Source organism: Pseudoxanthomonas mexicana (assembly GCF_014397415.1).
In the GTDB taxonomy this organism is placed as follows: Bacteria; Pseudomonadota; Gammaproteobacteria; order Xanthomonadales; family Xanthomonadaceae; genus Pseudoxanthomonas_A; species Pseudoxanthomonas_A mexicana.
On record NZ_CP060731.1, the window covers coordinates 2791342 to 2810222 of the forward strand.

Genomic DNA, 18881 nt, shown 5'->3' on the forward strand with positions numbered 1-18881 from the left:
TGCGCATGCTCAGGCACACGGTGTCCGATTGCGGTCGGACTGCTGTCGCCATCGTGTTAATTCATCCCCGGGGCCAGCTTGGAACTGCCCGCATTGCGCCGGCATTCATCTGGATCGCACGTGCATGGCGCTACAGGTCCGTGCAGCGATGACACAGCGCCAGGATCAAGACTTCTTGGTCGCTGTAGCCCAGGTTGCTCATGGTCTGCATCAAGGCCGGACCCAGCATTGCCTCCGGTGCCGTGGCCGATTGGCCACACTGGGGGCAGGCCAGACGCAGGGCAGGCTGTGCTTGCCCTGCGCTGTAGACGATCTTGCCACCGGGTAGGCGAAAGCTGTTGACCAGATCCGCGCGCGCAAACTCGGCCAAAGCCCGGTACACCGAGACACGGCTCAGGCGACCATCCAACTGTTGATAGAGCGCATTGGGCGTGACCGGGCGATCGAGCGCTCGCATGTGCATGAGGATGCGCACGCGGGTGGGGTTGGCCGGCAACCGCGCGCGACGCAGGTCCGCCAGGACGCTCGGATCCCGGATGTCGGGAGCTGCTTCTTGGGCTGGCAGGCCGGCAGGGCGGCGGTGCGGGCGTTCAGAACGGGGCACGTGCAACGACGATCTCATGTCCAGGAGGTAACGCGCGTGCGGCCAGCGGTTGACCCGCTGGCCTGCACCTTGCGCACTCAGAAGCGCCAATCAATGCCCACGCGCAGCGCACGCGGCGTGCCGGGCATGATGTTGGTGTTGCTATGGGCCGAGGCGTAGTACTCCTCATCCAGCAGGTTCTCGATGTTGGCCTGCAGACGCAACGAGGGGGTGATGGCGTAATAGACCGCGGCATCCACGCGGGTGAAGCTGGGCAGCACCACCGCCTGGTCCGAGGAGACGAAGACGTCGTCGCGGTAGATCACGCCCAGACCGGCGCCGAAGCGCGGCGTGAAGTCGTAGCGGTTCCACAGCGAGAACGAGTTCTCCGGCACCTGACCCAGCTGATTGCCATTCTGGGCCCCCGGGGTCTGTACCTGGCTATCCTGATAGGCATAGCCGGCCATGACCTGCCATTGCTCGGTCAGGTTGCCCGCCAGGCCCAATTCCAGGCCCTTTACCCGCTGTCCGTCGACCAGTACCAGTCGCGTGGCATCTAGGGGATCGGTGATGGCGACATTGGTGCGATCGAGCTGATATAGCGCGGCGGTGAAGGACAGGGCATCGTGGATATCCCACTTGAAGCCCACTTCCTTGTTGGTGAACTTTTCCGGATCCAGGGCACGGTTGCTGATTGACAGCGAGGCGAGCTGCTCGCCGGCACGCGGCACGTAGGAAATCGCGTAGCTGGCATAGATGGAGGTCGCCTCGGTGGGCTTGTAGATCAGGCCCGCACGCGGAGAGACCAGGTCATCGCTGCTGGACAGCGTGGCGTTGTTGCGACGGTTGTACAGATCCGCCTCGAACCGGTCAAAGCGCACGCCCAGCAAGGCCTGCCAGTGCGGGGAGAACTCGATCTGGTCCTGGACGTAGACCGCGGCGGTCTTGGCCACACTGTTGTTGTTCGCATCGGAACCACTTTGCGTGAACACCACAGGATCGGTGTAGTAGGTGTTGGGAAGGGTCACCCAGTGTGAGGTGGCCAGTTGGCCGGGCGCGGGCTGTGGCGCAGTTGGGAAGTAACCCGTCTGACGGAAGTTATCGGTCTCCTGGCGGCCCAGCTCCAGACCGGCCAGCAGCGTGTGCTGCACCGCGCCGGTTGCAAACTTCGCGGTCAGATCGGTCTGATTGAGGATGTTCTTGCGCTCGGTCAGATTGTTATAGGCGCTGATCGCCACGCGGTTGGTGGCCGCCGTATACGCGCCGGGGAACACGTTCTGGTAGAACTTGTCGTAGTTGGCCACGCGCGTCTGATTGACCAATGTGACCTGCGGGCTGAACTCGTGGCGAACGCGCGCCGTCAGGGCATCGATCTCGGCCCAGGTGGGGCTCAGCTCGGCGCTGCCAAAGAAGGTCGCCTCGTCGATGCGTAGGGGACGGCCCAAGTAGGAGGGCACGCCACGGTCGGTCACGCGGTCGTCCTCGAAATGCTCATAGCCCACTTCCAGTTGGGTGTCATCGCTGAGGCGCCAGGTCAGGGTCGGGTTGACCGCCCACCGCTCCAGGGTGACCTCGTCACGGAAGCTATCCGAGTCTTCGTAGAAGCCCGTCACGCGTACGGCCACACTGTCGTTGAGCGCCTGATCCACATCGCCGGTCACGCGATAGCTGTCCCAGCTACCCACCGTCAGACCCAGGTTGCGCGCATTGGACCAGTCGGCCTGCTTGGTGACGCGATTGATCAGGCCGCCGGAAGCATCGCGGCCGAAGATCATGCCGCCCGGGCCCTTGAGCACTTCCACGCGCTCGACGTTGTACAGGTCACGGTAGTACTGCACGTCATCGCGCAGGCCATCGATGAAGAAGTCGGCCGTGGAGGTATTGCCGCGCAGGATCGGCGCATCGCGGTGGCCTTCGCCCTGAGCCATCTGCACGCCAGGCACATAGCGCACCACATCGCCCATGTTCTGCATGGCCTGATCGCGGATCAGGCCTTGCGAGATCACCGTCACCGACTGCGGCACATCGCGCAGCGGGGTATCGGTCTTGGTCGCTGAACTGATGCGAAGGACCTGATACGCATCCTTGTCACCGACAACTTCAATGCCGTCTAAAGTAGTGGCGTCCTGCGCCGTGGCCTGCTGGGCCAGCGCGTTGGTGCTGAGCACCAGCGCCAGCGGCGCACCGTACAGAGCGCGACTGATCAACTGGGACAACGGATTGACGGGGGTCTTTCGGGTGGTTCGAGGACCGGACATCGGGGAGGGACTCCAAGTGGGAAAGGGTTGTTGCAAACAGAAACGCGAACGATTCGCATTAGGGCAGATTTAGATATGTCAGATCCTTGTCAGACTGTGGCGGCCCGGCGGGCCGCGGCCGCCCAGCGCCAGAGCGGGCCATCCATCCGGGTGCTGTTCGTGGAGGACAACCAGGGCCTGCTGGCCAACGTGTTCGACTTCCTGGAAAAGCGCGGATTCGTGCTCGATGCCGCCCCTGATGGGCCCTCGGGATTGCAGTTGGCCTTGGAGGGGCAGTACGACGTGGTCGTGCTGGATTGGATGCTGCCGCGCATGGATGGCATCGAAGTCCTGCGCCGTCTGCGCAGCGCAGGCTCGGATGTGCCGGTGTTGATGCTGACCGCGCGCGATCAGATCGAGAGCAAGCTGGCCGGCTTCGAATCGGGCGCCGACGACTACCTGGCCAAACCCTTCGACATCACCGAACTGCAGGCACGTTTGCAGGCCCTGTCGGCGCGTCGCTCAGGCCGCCAGCGCGTGCTCAGAGTGGCCGATCTGACCTACAACCTGTCCACCCACGAGATCAGCCGCGGCGACCGCACGCTGCAGCTCTACAGTGGCAGTCGCGCGATTCTGGAAATCCTTATGCGCGAAAGCCCCAATGTCGTACCCAAGGCGCGGCTGGAAGCGGCGATCTGGGGCGAGGAGCGACCCGACAGCGACATGTTGCGCACCCACGTGTACGAACTCAGGCGTCGTTTGGACTTGCCGGGCGAGCCCCCGTTGTTGCACACGATCAGTCGGGTCGGCTATCGCCTTTACAGCGCGGATGACACCCCATGAGCCGGCCGAGCCTTCGTCGTCGCCTGATCGTGGGTTTGATGGCTTACCTCGCCATCCTTTCGGCGGTGTTTGTCACCCACGGCTATTGGGTGAACGAACGGACCGAGCAGGCGGTGTGGGAGTCGCTGCTGCGTAGCGAGATGGAGTTCTTCACCACACGCCGCGCGCAGGATCCGGATCACTTCGCCCCCAATACCGATTTGCTGCAGTTCTTTGATGGCAATACACCCGCGCCCGCAGCCTTCGAACGACTTGCCCCGGGCGTCCACGATGAACTGGCCATCGGCCATCGCCAGTATGTAGTGCTGGTGGAACAGGTCCCGGGCCAGCCGGGCAAACGGGTGCTGGCGCTGGACATCACCGATCAGGAACAGGACGAAGTGGTGCTGGCCACCCGGCTAGGCGCCTCGGTGCTGTTGGTGGCGCTGCTGTTGTCGGCGTTGATCTACTTTGGCGTGGACAGGCTGATCAAGCCGTTGACGCAGCTGGTCAAGACCATTCCCACGCTCAAGCCCGATGGGCGCGGTCCCGCGCTGGAAGTGGCACCTTCGGCGCCGAGCGAGATCGCGCTGATGACCGACGCACTCAATGGCTACGGCCTGCGGATCCGCGATCACATCGAGCGCGAGAAGGAGTTCATCAACCTGGCCAGCCATGAGCTGCGCACGCCCATTGCCGTGATCACCAATGCCATGCAGGTGGCGCTGGATCGTGAGGACACCGCCGATACGGTGCGGCCCTACCTGGAGCGCGCCCATCGCACCTCGGTGGAGATGAACGAGCTGTCCAACATGCTGTTGGCCCTGGCGCGCGACCCGACGCGAATTCAAAAAGAAGCGCGTGAAGTCGACCTGGCCGAAGAACTGCCCAGCATCATCGAAGACCACACCCTGGTGGCCGACAACAAGGAGTTGTCCATCGAGTCGCAGTTGCAGGCGCCGTTCCGCGTCGATGCGCCCCCACAGGTGGTGCGTGCGGTGATTAGCAACCTGCTACGCAATGCCATCGAGAACAGCGATCGCGGCAGGATCCTGATCCAGGCCAGCGGACTGGCTACACTTTCGATCCAGGATCCCGGGCATGGCATGTCCGGGGAAGAAATGAGCGCGCTGTACACCCGCCTGACCCGAGGCGGCATTGTGCGCTCGGGTGGGATCGGACTGGGATTGATCGCGCGCATCTGCCAGCACTTTGGTTGGAAGCTGCAGCTGGATTCGCAGGTACAGGGCGGCACAGTGGCCAGCGTCACCTTTGCCCCGATCGCGCAGGATCGCCCTCTCGGCCACTAGGTGGTCGGTGCCAGCATCGACCAGCGCAATGTCACCTGCAGGCCACCCAGAGTAGAAGTACCCAGCGTGAGTTGGCCTTGGGTGGCTTCGATGATGTCGCGGGCAATGGATAGCCCAAGTCCGTGGTTGCCGCTGCCGGTTTCATCCAAACGGCCCCCGCGAGAGAGCGCTTCCTCGGTGCTGATGTTCAAGCCCGGCCCGTCATCTTCCACCGACAGTTCCAGGACCTGGCCGTCGGCGTGCCCGGCCACGCGCACCTGCCGTCGGGCAAACCGGGTGGCGTTCTCCATCAGGGCGCCGAGCACTTCCATCAGGTCGTCCGCTGCGATCGGCACCTGCAGGTCCGCGGCCAGGTCGATGTCGTAAACCAGCGCACTGCCGCGCTCAGTTCGCTGGAGCACATCGACGATGCGATCTGCCACCTCGTTGGGGTGGGCGTGGGCGGTGGTGATGCCATCGCGGATGGCCGCTGCGCGCGAACGCGCAAGCTCGGCCTCCAACGCCGCGCCGGCTGTGGCGATCACGCGATCCAGGTCGTCGGCCAGATCCGATTGCTCCTTAGCCCGCACGCGCCGGCTTAGCGCCGCCATCGCCGCCAGCGGCGTCTTCAGCGAGTGGGCCAGATCCGCTGCGCGACGGCGGGCGCGGACTACATCGCGCTCGCGTGCTTCGGCCAGACGGTTGATGGCCATCGTTAGCGGTGTGACCTCGCTGGGATAGCGGCTATCCAGGCGTTCGCTGGGGCTGCGTTGCAGACGCTCAAGCTCCTTGCGCAGGCGCCCCAACGGGCGCAGTCCCAGGTAGATCTGCAGCCAGGCCGCCACCATCAACATCAGCCACAGCCCGGTCAGGAACAGCCCCAACTCGCGTCGGAACTGGTTACGCGCCACCCTCAGGTCGGCAATGTTCTGCGCCAGCTGCACGGTGACCGGACCGCGCGCGCCCTGCACGCTGACCGCACGTTCCAGCACCATCACCCGTTGGTTGAACGGACCGGTGGCTTCGCCCACGCGCCACTGATCCGTGGGCGGCGTGCTGGGGGAGGGCAGGTCTTCATCCCACAGCGACAGCGAGCGTGCGGTTCCGCCTGCGGTGGTGAGCTGCCAGTAGCGCCCCCCCACCGGACTGTCGTAGCGCGGGTCTGCCGGTGGCGCGGCCAACTGCGGCTTACCGGCGGCATCGACGCTGATCTCGGCGACCAGGCGCAGGGCTTCACGTTCCAGGTCTTCGGCCACACGACGCTCGATGTGGCGGGAGAACAGCAAGCTCATGGCAAACAGTGCCAGCGTGAGCGTGGCCAGCATCGTGATCGCCGCGCCGAGCATCAAGCGCCATCGCAGCGAGCCAGAACTCATGGATCCGCAGCGCCTGGACCGCGCCCGATCTGGTACCCGAATCCGCGTCGGGTCACGATGATGCCGCTGCCGTGCTTGCGGCGCAGGCGCAGCACCAGTGCCTCGATGGCGTTGGTATCGCCCGACTCGCTGGCCCCGTACAGGTGCTCGGCCAACTCGCCGGCCGAGACCGCGCGATCGGCCTGATGGGCCAGGTAGTCGAAGAAGCGGTACTCCAGGGCCGACAGTTGGATGGGCTTATCATCCAGCGTGGCACTCATGCGCCGGGTGTCCAGGATCAGGCGCCCACACTCCAGCTGCGCGCTGGTGTGTCCGGCGGCGCGCCGCACCAACGCACGGGCACGGGTGACCAGCTCACCGATCTTGAAAGGTTTGGACAGGTAGTCATCCGCGCCGGCTTCGATGCCCTCGACCTTCTCGGTCCAGTCCCCGCGCGCCGACAGGATGAGAATAGGGAAGCGGCGTTCGGCCGAGCGCCAGCGTCTCAGCACCGACAGGCCATCCATGCTGGGCAGGCCCAGATCCAGGATGCAGACATCGTAGTCCTCGGTATCGCCCAGAAACCAGGCCTGCTTGCCGTCCTCGGCGCACTCGACCACGAAGCCGTTAGCGCTCAGCGCCGAGGCCACGTCCGCGCGCACATCCGGATCATCTTCCACCAGCAGGGCGCGCACTCATTTGTCCTCGATCTTGATGATCTCGCCGGTCTTGGCATCCAGATTAACTTCCCTGATGCGTCCATCGGGCGTGAGGATCTTGACCTCGTACTTGGGGCCGGCCTTGTACTCGATCTCGATGATGTCGCCCGGCACCCGGGTAGTGGCAATCTGCATGATACGCGCCAGGGGCAGGATCTCGCCGCGCTGCAAGGCGGCCAAGGCGGCCTGCTGGGCTTGTTGTTTGGCCGCGCGCTCTTCGGCCTTGCGGTCCTTGTCTTTGCCCAAGGCGGGCACGCACACGCTGGCCAGTGCCACGCAGCAGGCCAGGAACAGGAAAGGCAGACGAGAATGCATGCCGGCTAGGATTCCACCCTCTAGCTGACACGAAACTGACGTGCCCATGCGGGTCGATGTCAGCTGCCAGCAGGTACAACGTCCCCATCGCCTCCCACCGGGGCGGCCATGGGGATGGGAGCGCCCCCTCACGTGCGGGTTCTCGTCATGTCTCGCACACCATCCCCATGCGTCGTCCCGGACCTCACTGTCAGGTCCTGAAGATGCCCGTTGCTGTTGCCGCTGTTCGCCCTCGCTGGTTGATTGCCGCCTTGCTGTTGCTTGGCGGTGCTGCGACCGCCGGTTACCTCGTACTGGGAAAGGGCGCCAACGCCAAGGCGCCCACTGCCAAGGCCGCCCCGCTGGTGGAACTGGTCAACAGCAAGGTCGTGGACCTGCCGCACATCGTCGAAGCCCAGGGCCATGTGGTCCCGCTCAACGAGGTCGAGGTCCGCGCGCAAATGGACGGTGCTGTGGCCTCCTTGCACCTGGAAGAGGGCCAGGACGTGACGGCCGGACAACTGCTGTTCGTGCTGGATCCTGGTCAGACCGGCGCGCTGGTGCGACAGGCCAAGGCCAAGTACGCCCAGATCACGGCTGAGTTGACCGATGCCCGGCGCAACTACACCCGCTCGCAGGAACTGGTGGCCTCCAAGTACATCTCTTCCAGCAGCCTGGATGCGGCCGCCAGCAAGGTCGACATGCTGCAGGCCCAACAACAGGCCGCGCGCGCCGAGATCGAAAGTAGCCAAGTCATGGCCGGGTATGCCCGCATCACCGCGCCGATCTCCGGGCGCGCCGGCGCCATCGCCGTGCGACGGGGTGCGCTGGTGGGCCCCTCCGATGCCACCAGTCTGGTTCGCATCGTGCAGATCAACCCGATCGCGGTGGAGTTCAGCCTTCCCGAACGCGAACTGGCCGGACTAACCCAGGCGCTCCGACAAGGTCAGGCTCAGGTGCAGGCGCAGACCGAGCAAGGGCAGGTGGCGGGCAGAATCATCTTTACCGACAACGCGATCGACCCGGCCACCGGTACCATCCGTTTGAAGGCCGAGTTCGACAATGCCGATGAGCGCCTGTGGCCCGGTGCCTTCGTCAGCTTGCGCGTACAGGCTGGGATCAAGCACAACGCCGTGGTGCTGCCACCGCAAGCCGTGCTCGAAGGCCCGGAAGGGCATTTCGTCTACCAGGTCGATGCCGACGGTGCGGTCAGCATGCATCCGGTTACCTTTGCTGGCCTGCAGGATGGCCAAGCGGTGGTCACCGGGTTGCCTGCGGGTCAGTCGGTGGTGGCCGAGGGTAATCAGACCCTGAGCCCGGGCGCGCGCGTACGTACACGCGCCCCACTGACCGCGGCACGTCAGCCATGAGCCTGTCCTCGCTGTGTCTGCAGCGGCCGGTGGCCACACTGATGCTGTGGCTGGCGGTGGTCATCGTGGGCATCGTGTGCTGGTTGCAACTGCCCATCGCGGCCTTGCCGCGCTATGAGACGCCTACCATCGAGGTGGAAGCGAAGTTGCCCGGGGCCAGCCCGGAGAACATGGCCACCTCCATCGCCACGCCCCTGGAGAAGGAGTTCTCCGCCTTGCCGGGGCTGGTCGGCACCACCTCCTCCAGCATCCAGGGCGAGACCAAGATCCAGTTGGAGTTCGACGCCTCGCGCAACATCGATGCCGCCGCGGCCGATGTGCAGGCCGCTTTGTTCCGCATCAGCCGCTCGTTGCCCTCCGAACTGCCGGCGCCGCCCAGCTACAAGAAGATCAACCCCGGCGATGCGCCGATCATCTCGGTGGCGCTGGATTCACCGACCATGCCCATGGCTCGCCTGAACACCTACATCGATGAAGTGGTGGTGCCGGCGTTGTCCACCGTGCCGGGCGTGGCACAGATCACCGTCAAGGGCCGCAAGCGTTACGCGGTGCGCGTGCACGTGGATCCTCAGAAGCTGGCCGCACTCGACCTGACTTTGCTGGAAGTGGGTACCGCGCTCAAGACCGCCAACGTCAACACACCGCTGGGCCAGTTGGACGGCGATCGGCAGATGTTGATGGTGCAGATGGACACCGGCTTGCTGCGGGCGGCCGACTTTTCCAGCGTCATTGTGGCCACGCGGAACGGGCGCACGATCCAGTTGCGAGACGTGGCCCAGGTCATCGACAGCGTGGAAGATGCGCAGAACACCAGCGAGGTCAATGGCCGATATGCCATCGTGCTGGATGTGCGCCGTCAGCCCGGCGCAAACACGGTCGCCGCCATCGATGGCATCAAGTCCACGCTCGAGCGGCTGCAGAGCCAGATGCCGGCTTCGATCCAGGTGCGTGTGTTGGGCGATCGCTCGCTGTCCATCCGCCATGCCATCCATGACGTCAATCTAACCTTGGGCCTGACCGTGGCGCTGGTGGTGCTGGTGATCTTCCTGTTCCTGCGCCGGTTCTCGGCCACGGTAATTCCGGCCATCACCGTGCCGGTCTCCTTGTTGGGCACGTTTGCCCTGATGTGGGTGCTGGGCCTGAGCTTGAATAACATCTCGCTGATGGGCCTGACCATTGCCGTTGGCCTGGTCGTTGACGATGCCATAGTGGTGCTGGAAAACATCATGCGTCATCGCGAGCAGGGCATGCCGATCCGGCAGGCGGTGGAGCAGGGCAGTCGTGAGGTCGCCTTTACCGTGGTGTCCATCTCCATCTCGCTGGTGGCCGTGTTCATCCCGATTTTCTTCATGCCCGGCACGATGGGCCTGCTGTTCCATGAGTTCGCCATCGTGGTTTCCACCGCGATCCTGGTCTCGGCCCTGGTGTCCCTGACGCTGATCCCGGCCATCGCCCCGACCATCCTGGGCGCCAGCCGTGCCCACGCACCCGCCCACGAGGATGCACCGCCGGGCTGGAGCGCGGCCCTCTATGCGCGCGCCTTGCAGTGGGCGCTGGACCACCGGCGCACGGTACTGGGCATCGGTGTGGCCACCTTGGTGCTGACGGGTGCGCTCTACCAACTCTCGCCCAAGGGCTTCTTTCCACAGGAAGACACCGGCCAGCTATCGGTCAAGCTCAAGACCCCGCCGGACATGTCCTACACGGCCCGGCTCAAGGCGCTGCGCCAGGTTCAGCAGATCCTGCTGGCCGATCCGGCCGTGGCCACGATGGCCTCGAAGGTCGATCACGACAGCACCAAGTTCGACATCGACCTCAAGCCCCCCGCCGAGCGCGCATCGATGGAGCAGGTACTGGCCAAGATGCGCAAGGACACCAACATCCTGCCGGGCATCTCGGTCTCTTTCAGTCCGGTCCAGAACCTCAAGGTGGGCGCCAGCACCAGTGCCAGCGCCTACCAGTACACCCTGCAATCGATCGGCTCAAACGAGTTGGACGTGTGGGCCAATCGTCTGTTGGCGCAGCTCAAGCGCACCGAGGTGTTCGCCGACCTCGAGTCCGACGCTGAGGATCTGGGGTTGGAAGCCTCCGTCCAGGTGGATCGCAACAAGCTGGCCATGCTCGGTGTGGACATGGCCACCTTTCGCAGCACGCTGTATGCCGCCTTTGGTGCGCGCGAGGTCTCCACCATCTACGCGCCGGAGGCCAGCTACAAGGTCATCATGGAGCTGGCCGACATACAGCGGCAGGACGAGCAAGCGCTGAACCGGGTGTACGTCCGCGCGACCGATGGTGCCATGGTGCCACTGGGCGCCATCGCCACCGTCTCCCGTGCTACCGGCAAGACTATGGTGGCGCACAAGGCGCAGTTGCCTTCTTACACGCTGTCATTCGAGTTGGCGCCGGGCAAATCGCTCTCCGATGCGCAGCAAGCCATTGCCGAGGCCACGACCGCAATCGGCATGCCCGATACGATCTTCGGCAGTTTCGATGGTCAGGCCGCGCTGTACGAAAAATCCCAGACCACGCAGATCTTGTTGTTGGTCGCCGCCGTGGCGGTTATCTACCTGATCCTGGGCGTGCTGTATGAAAGCTGGATCCACCCGGTCACGATCCTGTTGGGTATTCCCTCCGCGGCCGTTGGCGCGCTCCTGGCGCTGCGCCTGACCGGCTTGGAACTGACCTTCGTGGCCATGATCGGCATCTTGCTGCTGATCGGCATCGTCAAGAAGAACGCGATCATGATGATCGACTTCGCCCTCGAGGCGCAGCGTACCCGGGGCTGGTCGGCCGAGCAGGCGATCACCGAAGCCTGCCGGCAACGCTTCCGCCCGATCATGATGACCACCATCTGTGCCTTGGTCGGCGCGCTGCCGTTGGCCTTGGGGCTCGGCGCAGGCGCCGAGCTGCGTCAGCCCATGGGCGTGGCCGTGGTCGGTGGATTGCTGGTATCACAGGTGATCACGCTGCTGATCACACCGGTGTTGTTCCTGACGTTTGAGCGACTGACCGGCTATGCGAAGCGCGCACGCCCTAGCCTGGAGCATACCTCGCCCGCGCTCGGCGCCTGAGCGCCCTGATACGACAGGTTCAGTGGCTTTTGCAGTGACCGTGCTCGATCAGAGCTCGCCGCGATGCGCGGGCGATGCCGGGATGTGCACCTGTCGCAAGTAATCGTATTTACCAGTGGCCGCCCGCTGAAGAGTCCCGCGTATGAAGGGAAAAGTCCCACGGGGAAGGCGCTATGTGCCGAGGACGACGGGCAAGGACGGTATTGCTGCTGGCCGCATGCTGGTTGAGTGCCTGCGCCAGTGGCCCCGTGCGCAAGGCGCACGCCCCCACCACGAGCGCTCCACCGCCGGCGGCCGACGCACTTCCCCCGGCACCGGCTGCTGCGGTCACCCTGGCGGCCGACACCCTGGCCGCCGTCAGCGCCGAGCCCGTGCTGCAGCCGGCCACGCCGCATCCAACGCTGAAGCAGCGCGGAGGCGAAGACCTCCGTCGCTTCGCCTTGACCCGTGCGCTGGCGGGGGATGATGCCTTTCGACCCGATGCGCTACCGCGCGGGTCGATGGCCGTACATGCGATCAACGTCGGTCAAGGCGATGCCTTTCTGGTGGAGTTTGCCTGCGGTGTGGCGCTCATCGATGCCGGTTATCAGAACCGCATCGTGTACAAGCAATCGCTGATCGACTACCTGACGTGGTTCTTCCAGGAGCGCCGACCGGATCTGGATAACACGCTCAACCTGGTCGTGTCCTCGCACAGCCACAACGATCATGCCTTGGGCTTTCCGTTCGTACTGGGAAAAGCCCCTGCCGAGGTGGCCCTGACCGTGGAGAACGTCGTGGATAACGCCTACGACGTCACCGGCGGCGCCGACAAGCAGGTGTTGCTCCGCGAGGCCGCTACCCAGGGCTATCACCCGATTCGGGTCGAGCAGATCAAGTGGTACGAGGGCGGAACCTCGCCCGTGATCGATCCCATCGGCGCTTGCCCGCAGGAAGCCACCGACCCGCTGATCCGGGTGCTGTGGGGCGGCTGGGATGAGCAGGGCGATGCCGACCCCAACCCAAATCATCACTCTGTCGTGGTGCGCATCGATTTTGGCCAAGCCTCATTCCTGTTCACTGGCGATCTGCAGGTAGGCGAAACCAAGAACAAGCGCGGGGGCGTGGATTATTTGCTTGAAGACTACGAGCGAGACCTCACGGCCTTTGATGTGGATGTCCTGAAGGTCGCCCATCACGGCGCCACCAACGGCACCGAGCAAACATGGCTGGAGGCCATCAGACCTTGCATCGCGATGATGGGCGTGGGGGATCCGAACGATAAGGGGGTGGGGACGGCCCACGATCATGGCCACCCCCGGATGGACACGCTGAAGCTACTGACCTCCGATCAGCTTGGTGTCAGCGGGCGGCGCCCGCGCATCAGCATCCCGGCTGCCAACGCCGGCGATGCCGAATACGAAGCCATGACCACCAATCGAGCCTTGTTCGGGACAGGCTGGGATGGCCACTACGTCGTCTACGGGTTCAAGGATGGCGGTTACCGAGTCAGTACGCAGCACAGCGGACTGGATGGTCACGCGATCACATGCAGGTAGGTAACTGAAGGAGAACATCCATGGCAACCCCGCAAGCTCATGTGGCTGCCGTCCGCGGCGCCGTTGCGCACTGGTGGAACAAGCCGTACACCAAGGCGACTTTCGTATCCAAGGTGGGGCGCTACGCGCCAGGTCCGGTCGTGACGTTGCTACCGGACGTGAACCACGCGCTGAGCAGCTTAGTGGGATTCAAGCGCGGCCTTACAGTCCAAGAGTGGAAGGCTATTTCACTTACGTCCCTCGTCAGGGACGTTTACCTGCTTTCCGCCAAGTGCTTCTGAGCGTGGCTATGAACCGCACTCTCATGCTGATCGTCCTGTGCTTTCCAAGCATCGCGCTGGCGCAGGTCGATGCCCTGCAGCAATGCAAGGACGAGAAGAACTTTGGGCCCACCTGTACGCAGGCACGTGTTCTGGCGGCCGATGCCGATGGCAATGGCGTCATGGAAGAGACCGAGATCCGTGCATATGTAACTGAAGGTGATTTCGACCACAGCCAATCCGTGGCCGTGATCGAGTCAGCCATCAGCGCGGCCGGCATGCAATCTGATGCCAGTTTGAGGGAGCGTTTAGACCGCGGTTTGCTTGACCAAACCCTCAAGGGAATTGGTAACGGCCCTTGCGAGCCGAACTCAGGACTTGCCTGCGCCAACCAGTGGCTAACGAGCGCGTTCCTGGAACATGCCCAGGAAAGGAACGTCGACTGGCGGCCGCAGGCCAAACTGTCACTGCCAGTCAAGGTTAACAGGAAAGCCACCGACCCCTTGGATCCCCGCGGTGGAAGCGACCTGAAGCCGCGGCCCTTCGTGGTCAGCTACCGGGAAGATGATGTCAAAGGCGAGAAAGGCGTGCAGTTAATGGGAACCATCGTGGGATCCTCGCTGTGCCCTCCGGCGGCTCAACCCATGCCGGGCGACACCATCGTCCAGTGTGGCCCTGTTCTCGGGCTGGATGTGGACTCCTTCACCTCCAGCAAGGGCAAGAACAACAGCGATGTTTCGTTGGGCTTCAATATCGAGTGGATCAAGACCCGGGATGCGCACAACGATGCCATACACCGATTCTCGTTGACGCCGTCCTACCTGACCGATGGCGATTTTGGTCGCGATGTCGTGTTGGCCACCGCTACCTATGCCGTGTCGACGCCGCGCTTCGGAGGGCCGGGCTACTACCACTGCTTGTCGTCCGAGGTGTGCGGCCCCAACAGCTGGGAGCTGGTCTGGCTGCCCTCGGTGTCCGTACAAGCCGGCGACGTGCGTGATGCCAGCGGCAACACGACATTGGACAAACAGCGCTTGGCAGGCAGCTATGTGCGGGTGGTTCCCACCTTGGGCCTGAGGCTCTATGGCTGGGATCGTCGGGCCGCCTTCGGCCTGGACTTGGCCCATGTCCGCGATATCGATACCGGGCAGTCCAGATCCTACGGCGAGCTCTCCTACACCTATGACATTGCCTCCAATGTGGCCCTCACCGCCATCTTCCGCAAAGGCTACAAGATACAAACGCTGGATGAGATCGATAGCCTCCTGCTCGGGCTAGGCTTTACCTTCTGATGATGGCTTACTGGCGCTGGTGCGGATCAGGACCATCACGTCTGGCCCGTCGTCGAAGCGCGGCGGGGGGCAAGTCGACTCACCGCCTATGGGGTAAGAGCAGGGATGGCTAGCCTTCGTCACCGGGAAAAGTTCAATGCCGCCCTGTATTACCTAGCCGTGGGCGAGGGCGACGTGCGCGCCCGCCTACGCCATGCCTACACACAGCTGCGCAGACTGCGTGAGGATGAAGTACCGGCCCCACTGCGCGCGGAATGGCGATCCATTCTCAACGCCTTGACCGCACGGGGTCCGCAACGCTCGAGTTCAGGCGATATCCAGAAGCACGCGCTGGAGCATACGCTCGATCGCATGCGCAACACGTCCGGACGAAGGATTGCCGAGCGCATCTACGCTATGGTCGGTCATGCCGAGGAGTTGCTAGCGGTGAGATGGAGGGGAACATGACACGGGAGAGCTATGGACGTGATTCAGTAGCGCAGAACTGAGAGGTGGCCCGATGCAGCCCATCGATACATTGCAGACCGACTTCGCTCAGACACTTGGGTTCATCGACAAGTGCGATGACCACATCTTCAAGGTCAGGAACTGGGCGCTACTGACGACCTCGGCGGTCATTGCCTTCTCCATCTCTCAAGACTTTGACCCCATCGCGCTGGCCAATCTGGCCTTGCTGGTGGCCTTCATCTATCTGGAGCTGATCTACAAGTCTTTCCAGGACAGCGCGATCGAGCACACCACAGACATCTCGCAACGGATAGATCTGCACCTTGGTGGGGCGAACAGCGCGGCTGTCATGCAAGGTTACGCCCATAGCTTCGGACGCAAGCTGCAGTATCCCTCCGCACGGCACGTGTTTGCGATCCTGGGTAATCGCAAGCGCTGGCATATTCTCAGCTTCTACCTCCTGCTCGCGGTGTTCTCGGTGGGCGCCTTCATCGTGGCGCAGTTTGTAGAGCGGGCACCGACCTAGATCACCTCAGCTCAACAGCACCAGAGCCCAGGTGGCCAAGGCCGACGCGATGCCGATAAAGACAGCGGCCGAGCCCATGTCCTTGGCGCGGCCGGCCAGTTCATGGTGCTCATCGCCGTAACGCTCGATGACCGCCTCGATGGCGGAGTTCAGCAGTTCCAATGCCAGCACGGCCATCACCGCGCCGATCAGCAGGGCTTTCTCCACGCCCGTGTCGCCCAACAGGGCTGCAAGCGGAACCAAGGCGACCGCCAGCACGACCTCCAGCCGGAATGAGGCCTCATGTAGCCACGCCGCCCGCAGGCCTTGTAGCGACCAACGCAAGGCTTTGAAGGTGCCCAGCATGCCGCGGGGCATGTGGCCATAGTGTCCTGCCATAGGGAAATGAGCGCGGGGGGAGGTGCGCGCAGGGTAGGTAGCGCAATGTCGGAGTGCCGTGCGAGCTTTGTAGGGAACCCGTAAAGCCAACGGGGCGCTTCATGCACCAGTCAGCGCCGGCGCTGCAGGTGACGCAGCAAGCGAAAGCCTGGGCCCACGGTACTGACCACCACGGCCAGGCGAATGATGTGGAAGGCGGTCACCACCGGCACCCCCAATTGCAGCAGCTTGGCCGTCAGGCCCATCTCGGCGATGCCGCCCGGCGCGGTAGCCAGCACCATGGTCGTCCAGGGGATGCCCGATAGCAGCGCAATCAATACGCCGGTGGCCATGCAAAGCGCGATCAACGCGCCGCCACTGACCAGCACGCCGAGCAAAAAGCGGGGCGAGCCGCGGAAGAACGCAGGCGTGAAGCGTGCCCCCAGCGAACAGCCGATCAACCACTGCCCGAGATTGACCAACCAGCCCGGCACGGAGGAGGGCGCATAACCACTGGCAGTAAGGGCGGCACTGAGCACCAAGGGCCCGAACAGCCAGCCATTGGGAATACCCACTCGCGCCGCCAGCGCGCCCATGGCCAGACCGGCGCCCAGAAGGCCGAGCAGCCCCTGCGGGTGAAGGGGTACGGATACGGCATGGTAGAGATCATCGCCATGTAGTCCGCTGAGCTTGAAGCCCAGTGGGAGTAGGAGCACGACCAGCAGCACGCGCGTGACTTGCGAGGCGGCGACCTGATCGACTCGCGCGTCGTAGCGTTCGGCTTGATTGGCCATCTCCGCCGCCCCGCCCACGGTACCGGCGAAGAAGGCCGTGACCGGATCCACACCACCGATACGGATCAACAATTGGGAGGCCACCAAGCCCGCGCCCAGGGAAAGCACGGTAGCCAGCACGATCCAGCCGGACAGGTCGATCAGCCGCTCCACCACCGGCGCGCTGAAATACAGGCCCAGCGCCGCGCCGACGATCCACTGCCCTGCAAAGCGCACCTGGCGCGGCACCTGCACGTTGGCGTGCATGATGTTGCTCGCCGCAAAGGCCAGTAGCGGCCCGATCATCCACGGCAAAGGCGCGCCCACAAGATGCAGGCACGCCCCGGCGGCAATACTGGCCACTACCGCGAGCAGCCATCGCCACTTGGATCTCATACGCGCCCGGGCCAACGCATCAGAAGTTCACCAGGAAGAACAGCCGGACGCGGTCAAGCCAGTCATTGGGCGCATTGCTGCCCGCGTAAGCCGGATCGTTGGGTTTGTAGTGGTACCAGATGGCGCTGATCAGCGTCTTGGGCATGGGCGTGTAATCCACCGTCAATGCATGCAACTTGTAGTTGGTCGCGATGCCGATATTGTCGTGCGAGAAGGCCGAGAGCACCGCGTCTACGTCGGTCTGCGAGTAGCCGTAGGTGAAGCGCCAGTCGCCCGGCTTGCTGGCCCGGCCTAGGCTCACGTCGATGCCGTAACCTGTATCCTGATCATCCACCGCGCCCAGATTCTTGACGTAGTCACCCACCACGCGCAGCGGCCATTTCTCGTTGGAACCCTGCCATGTCGCCCCGACCAGCAGGTTCGCCAGTTCGAAGTCGGACAGGAAGGTGCCATCGGGATTGAGGCGGTTGGTGCGCCAGTCGCCGGCATCGGCCCCAGCCAGGCTGCCCAAGCTGTAGCGGTAGTAGGCGCCGGAGAGGTCGTACTTGAATCCACTCAGATCAGGGGAGTCGTAGCCCACCTGCACGCCGCCCATGGTGCTGTCCACGCCGCCGGCCTGCTCGTCGACCACGAAGAACACACCGTTGGTGCGCAGCGCGCCACCGTTGCCCAGCGCATGCTTGTAGGTCGCGCCCAGACCTTGTGGATTCACATCGCCGTCCCACACTAGGTCCGTGCGAGCGAACGGCTGCGGGAACTTGCCGCCATAGAGCTTGAGATCGCCGAAGTTGAGTTGCGCGTAAGCCAAGTCCAGGCTGATGGTGAGATCGTCCTTCCAGTTGGACAACTGCACATCGGTGCTGTTCGGGTCATCCGAATCACCGGTGACCAGGCGCGCGCCCACGCTTACCCGCTCGTTGACAGCATAGGTCGCGCCTAACCGCGCGCGCACCTGGCCACTGGTGCGATCGCGCGCGTCGTCGTCAGAGCGGTCGTACTGGCTACGCAGGCGAAAATCGCCGCTGACTTTGAGTCGATCGGTCGGTGTGGGCGCCGCAGGCACGGCCGGCGTACTGGGCGGTGCCGGTGCTGACGGCGCAGCAGCGACCGCTGGGGTCTCAATCCCCATCCGCGCTTCCAGCGCGGCGATGGCCGCTTCATTCTGTTGCTGCAACTGGGAAATCTGCGTTTGCTGCTGGCGCAACGCCTGCAGTTCCTGACGAATAGCCTCGCTATCGTTCGCGCTCTGCGCCAATGCCGAACCTGTGCTCAGGCTCATGGCGATGGCCACGCTCAAGCCCAACTTATGCAGCCGTCCTGGCCTGGCGACGAGGGTGTGAGAACGGATCATCTTCAACGAACTCCTCTTGCGTATACGGGCGCCGCATCGGCGCGAACGGAAATCACGTGCTGCATCGCAGCAGCGAAAACCAAGGATTTTTACGCTTCGCTCTGCGAATTCCTTAGCCCTTGCACACGTCATTGCACCTGCGTGTACGATGCAGGAAAGCTAAATGCGGAAGCTGTCGTGAAGCTGACAAGTTAGCTATGG

The 18881-nt window shown here is 63.7% G+C and carries 16 protein-coding genes; 8 read left to right on the forward strand and 8 right to left on the reverse strand.

Annotated features, from left to right (window positions below; translation table 11 throughout):
- Positions 1-130: 130 nt before the first annotated feature.
- Together IAE60_RS13080 and IAE60_RS13085 are read right to left on the reverse strand one after the other, a co-directional pair.
- On the reverse strand, positions 131-604 hold the full coding sequence (locus IAE60_RS13080) for a transcriptional repressor (RefSeq protein ID WP_187572594.1): 474 nt from the start codon (positions 602-604) through the stop codon (positions 131-133).
- A 77-nt stretch (positions 605-681) separates the two neighbouring features.
- Positions 682-2790, reverse strand: coding sequence for a TonB-dependent receptor (locus IAE60_RS13085; protein WP_244966574.1), 2109 nt, complete (start codon positions 2788-2790; stop codon positions 682-684).
- A gap of 195 nt (positions 2791-2985) precedes the next feature.
- Here IAE60_RS13085 and IAE60_RS13090 point away from each other — a divergent pair, with 195 nt between their 5' ends.
- Both IAE60_RS13090 and IAE60_RS13095 read left to right on the forward strand, forming a co-directional pair.
- A complete protein-coding gene (locus tag IAE60_RS13090; protein WP_187574753.1) occupies positions 2986-3663 on the forward strand; it encodes a response regulator transcription factor in 678 nt (225 codons plus the stop codon).
- Positions 3660-4952 carry a sensor histidine kinase gene (locus IAE60_RS13095; RefSeq protein ID WP_187572596.1) on the forward strand — a complete coding sequence of 431 codons (1293 nt, stop codon included), beginning with the start codon at positions 3660-3662 and terminating at the stop codon, positions 4950-4952. The genes IAE60_RS13090 and IAE60_RS13095 overlap by 4 nt, the downstream gene beginning before the upstream one ends.
- Here the strand turns inward: IAE60_RS13095 and IAE60_RS13100 are convergent.
- Genes IAE60_RS13100 through IAE60_RS13110 form a run of 3 tightly spaced genes read right to left on the reverse strand, consistent with a single transcriptional unit; the run spans position 4949 to position 7281 of the window.
- The gene (locus IAE60_RS13100) at positions 4949-6307 is read right to left on the reverse strand and encodes a sensor histidine kinase (RefSeq protein WP_187572597.1); all 1359 of its coding nucleotides are present in this window, start codon (positions 6305-6307) and stop codon (positions 4949-4951) included. The two genes, IAE60_RS13095 and IAE60_RS13100, sit on opposite strands and share 4 nt — an antisense overlap.
- On the reverse strand, positions 6304-6981 hold the full coding sequence (locus IAE60_RS13105; RefSeq protein WP_187572598.1) for a response regulator transcription factor: 678 nt from the start codon (positions 6979-6981) through the stop codon (positions 6304-6306). The genes IAE60_RS13100 and IAE60_RS13105 overlap by 4 nt, the downstream gene beginning before the upstream one ends.
- Positions 6982-7281: a PepSY domain-containing protein gene (locus tag IAE60_RS13110; protein ID WP_187572599.1), complete on the reverse strand. Its 300-nt coding sequence runs from the start codon at positions 7279-7281 to the stop codon at positions 6982-6984. It abuts the gene before it with no gap.
- A gap of 242 nt (positions 7282-7523) precedes the next feature.
- On the opposite strand from IAE60_RS13110, the gene IAE60_RS13115 reads away from it, so the two are divergent.
- The 6 genes from IAE60_RS13115 to IAE60_RS13140 all read left to right on the forward strand — a co-directional run bounded on the left by IAE60_RS13115 (position 7524) and on the right by IAE60_RS13140 (position 15803).
- Positions 7524-8669, forward strand: coding sequence for an efflux RND transporter periplasmic adaptor subunit (locus tag IAE60_RS13115; protein ID WP_187572600.1), 1146 nt, complete (start codon positions 7524-7526; stop codon positions 8667-8669).
- Positions 8666-11740, forward strand: coding sequence for an efflux RND transporter permease subunit (locus IAE60_RS13120; protein ID WP_187572601.1), 3075 nt, complete (start codon positions 8666-8668; stop codon positions 11738-11740). The genes IAE60_RS13115 and IAE60_RS13120 overlap by 4 nt, the downstream gene beginning before the upstream one ends.
- 248 nt (positions 11741-11988) lie before the next feature.
- The gene (locus tag IAE60_RS13125) at positions 11989-13278 is read left to right on the forward strand and encodes a ComEC/Rec2 family competence protein (RefSeq protein WP_187572602.1); all 1290 of its coding nucleotides are present in this window, start codon (positions 11989-11991) and stop codon (positions 13276-13278) included.
- A gap of 20 nt (positions 13279-13298) precedes the next feature.
- Positions 13299-13559 carry a hypothetical protein gene (locus IAE60_RS13130; protein WP_187572603.1) on the forward strand — a complete coding sequence of 87 codons (261 nt, stop codon included), beginning with the start codon at positions 13299-13301 and terminating at the stop codon, positions 13557-13559.
- A 23-nt stretch (positions 13560-13582) separates the two neighbouring features.
- On the forward strand, positions 13583-14830 hold the full coding sequence (locus IAE60_RS13135) for a hypothetical protein (protein WP_187572604.1): 1248 nt from the start codon (positions 13583-13585) through the stop codon (positions 14828-14830).
- A 499-nt stretch (positions 14831-15329) separates the two neighbouring features.
- Complete coding sequence (locus IAE60_RS13140) at positions 15330-15803, forward strand: hypothetical protein (protein ID WP_187572605.1); 474 nt, start codon at positions 15330-15332, stop codon at positions 15801-15803.
- A 6-nt stretch (positions 15804-15809) separates the two neighbouring features.
- On the opposite strand, the gene IAE60_RS13145 is transcribed toward IAE60_RS13140, so the two are convergent.
- From IAE60_RS13145 to IAE60_RS13155, 3 genes are all read right to left on the reverse strand, one after another.
- Positions 15810-16181 carry a diacylglycerol kinase gene (locus IAE60_RS13145; protein WP_187572606.1) on the reverse strand — a complete coding sequence of 124 codons (372 nt, stop codon included), beginning with the start codon at positions 16179-16181 and terminating at the stop codon, positions 15810-15812.
- Positions 16182-16291: 110 nt separating this feature from the next.
- Complete coding sequence (locus tag IAE60_RS13150; RefSeq protein ID WP_187572607.1) at positions 16292-17296, reverse strand: AbrB family transcriptional regulator; 1005 nt, start codon at positions 17294-17296, stop codon at positions 16292-16294.
- Positions 17297-17348: 52 nt separating this feature from the next.
- Positions 17349-18680, reverse strand: coding sequence for a putative porin (locus tag IAE60_RS13155; RefSeq protein ID WP_187572608.1), 1332 nt, complete (start codon positions 18678-18680; stop codon positions 17349-17351).
- Positions 18681-18881 lie beyond the last annotated feature (201 nt).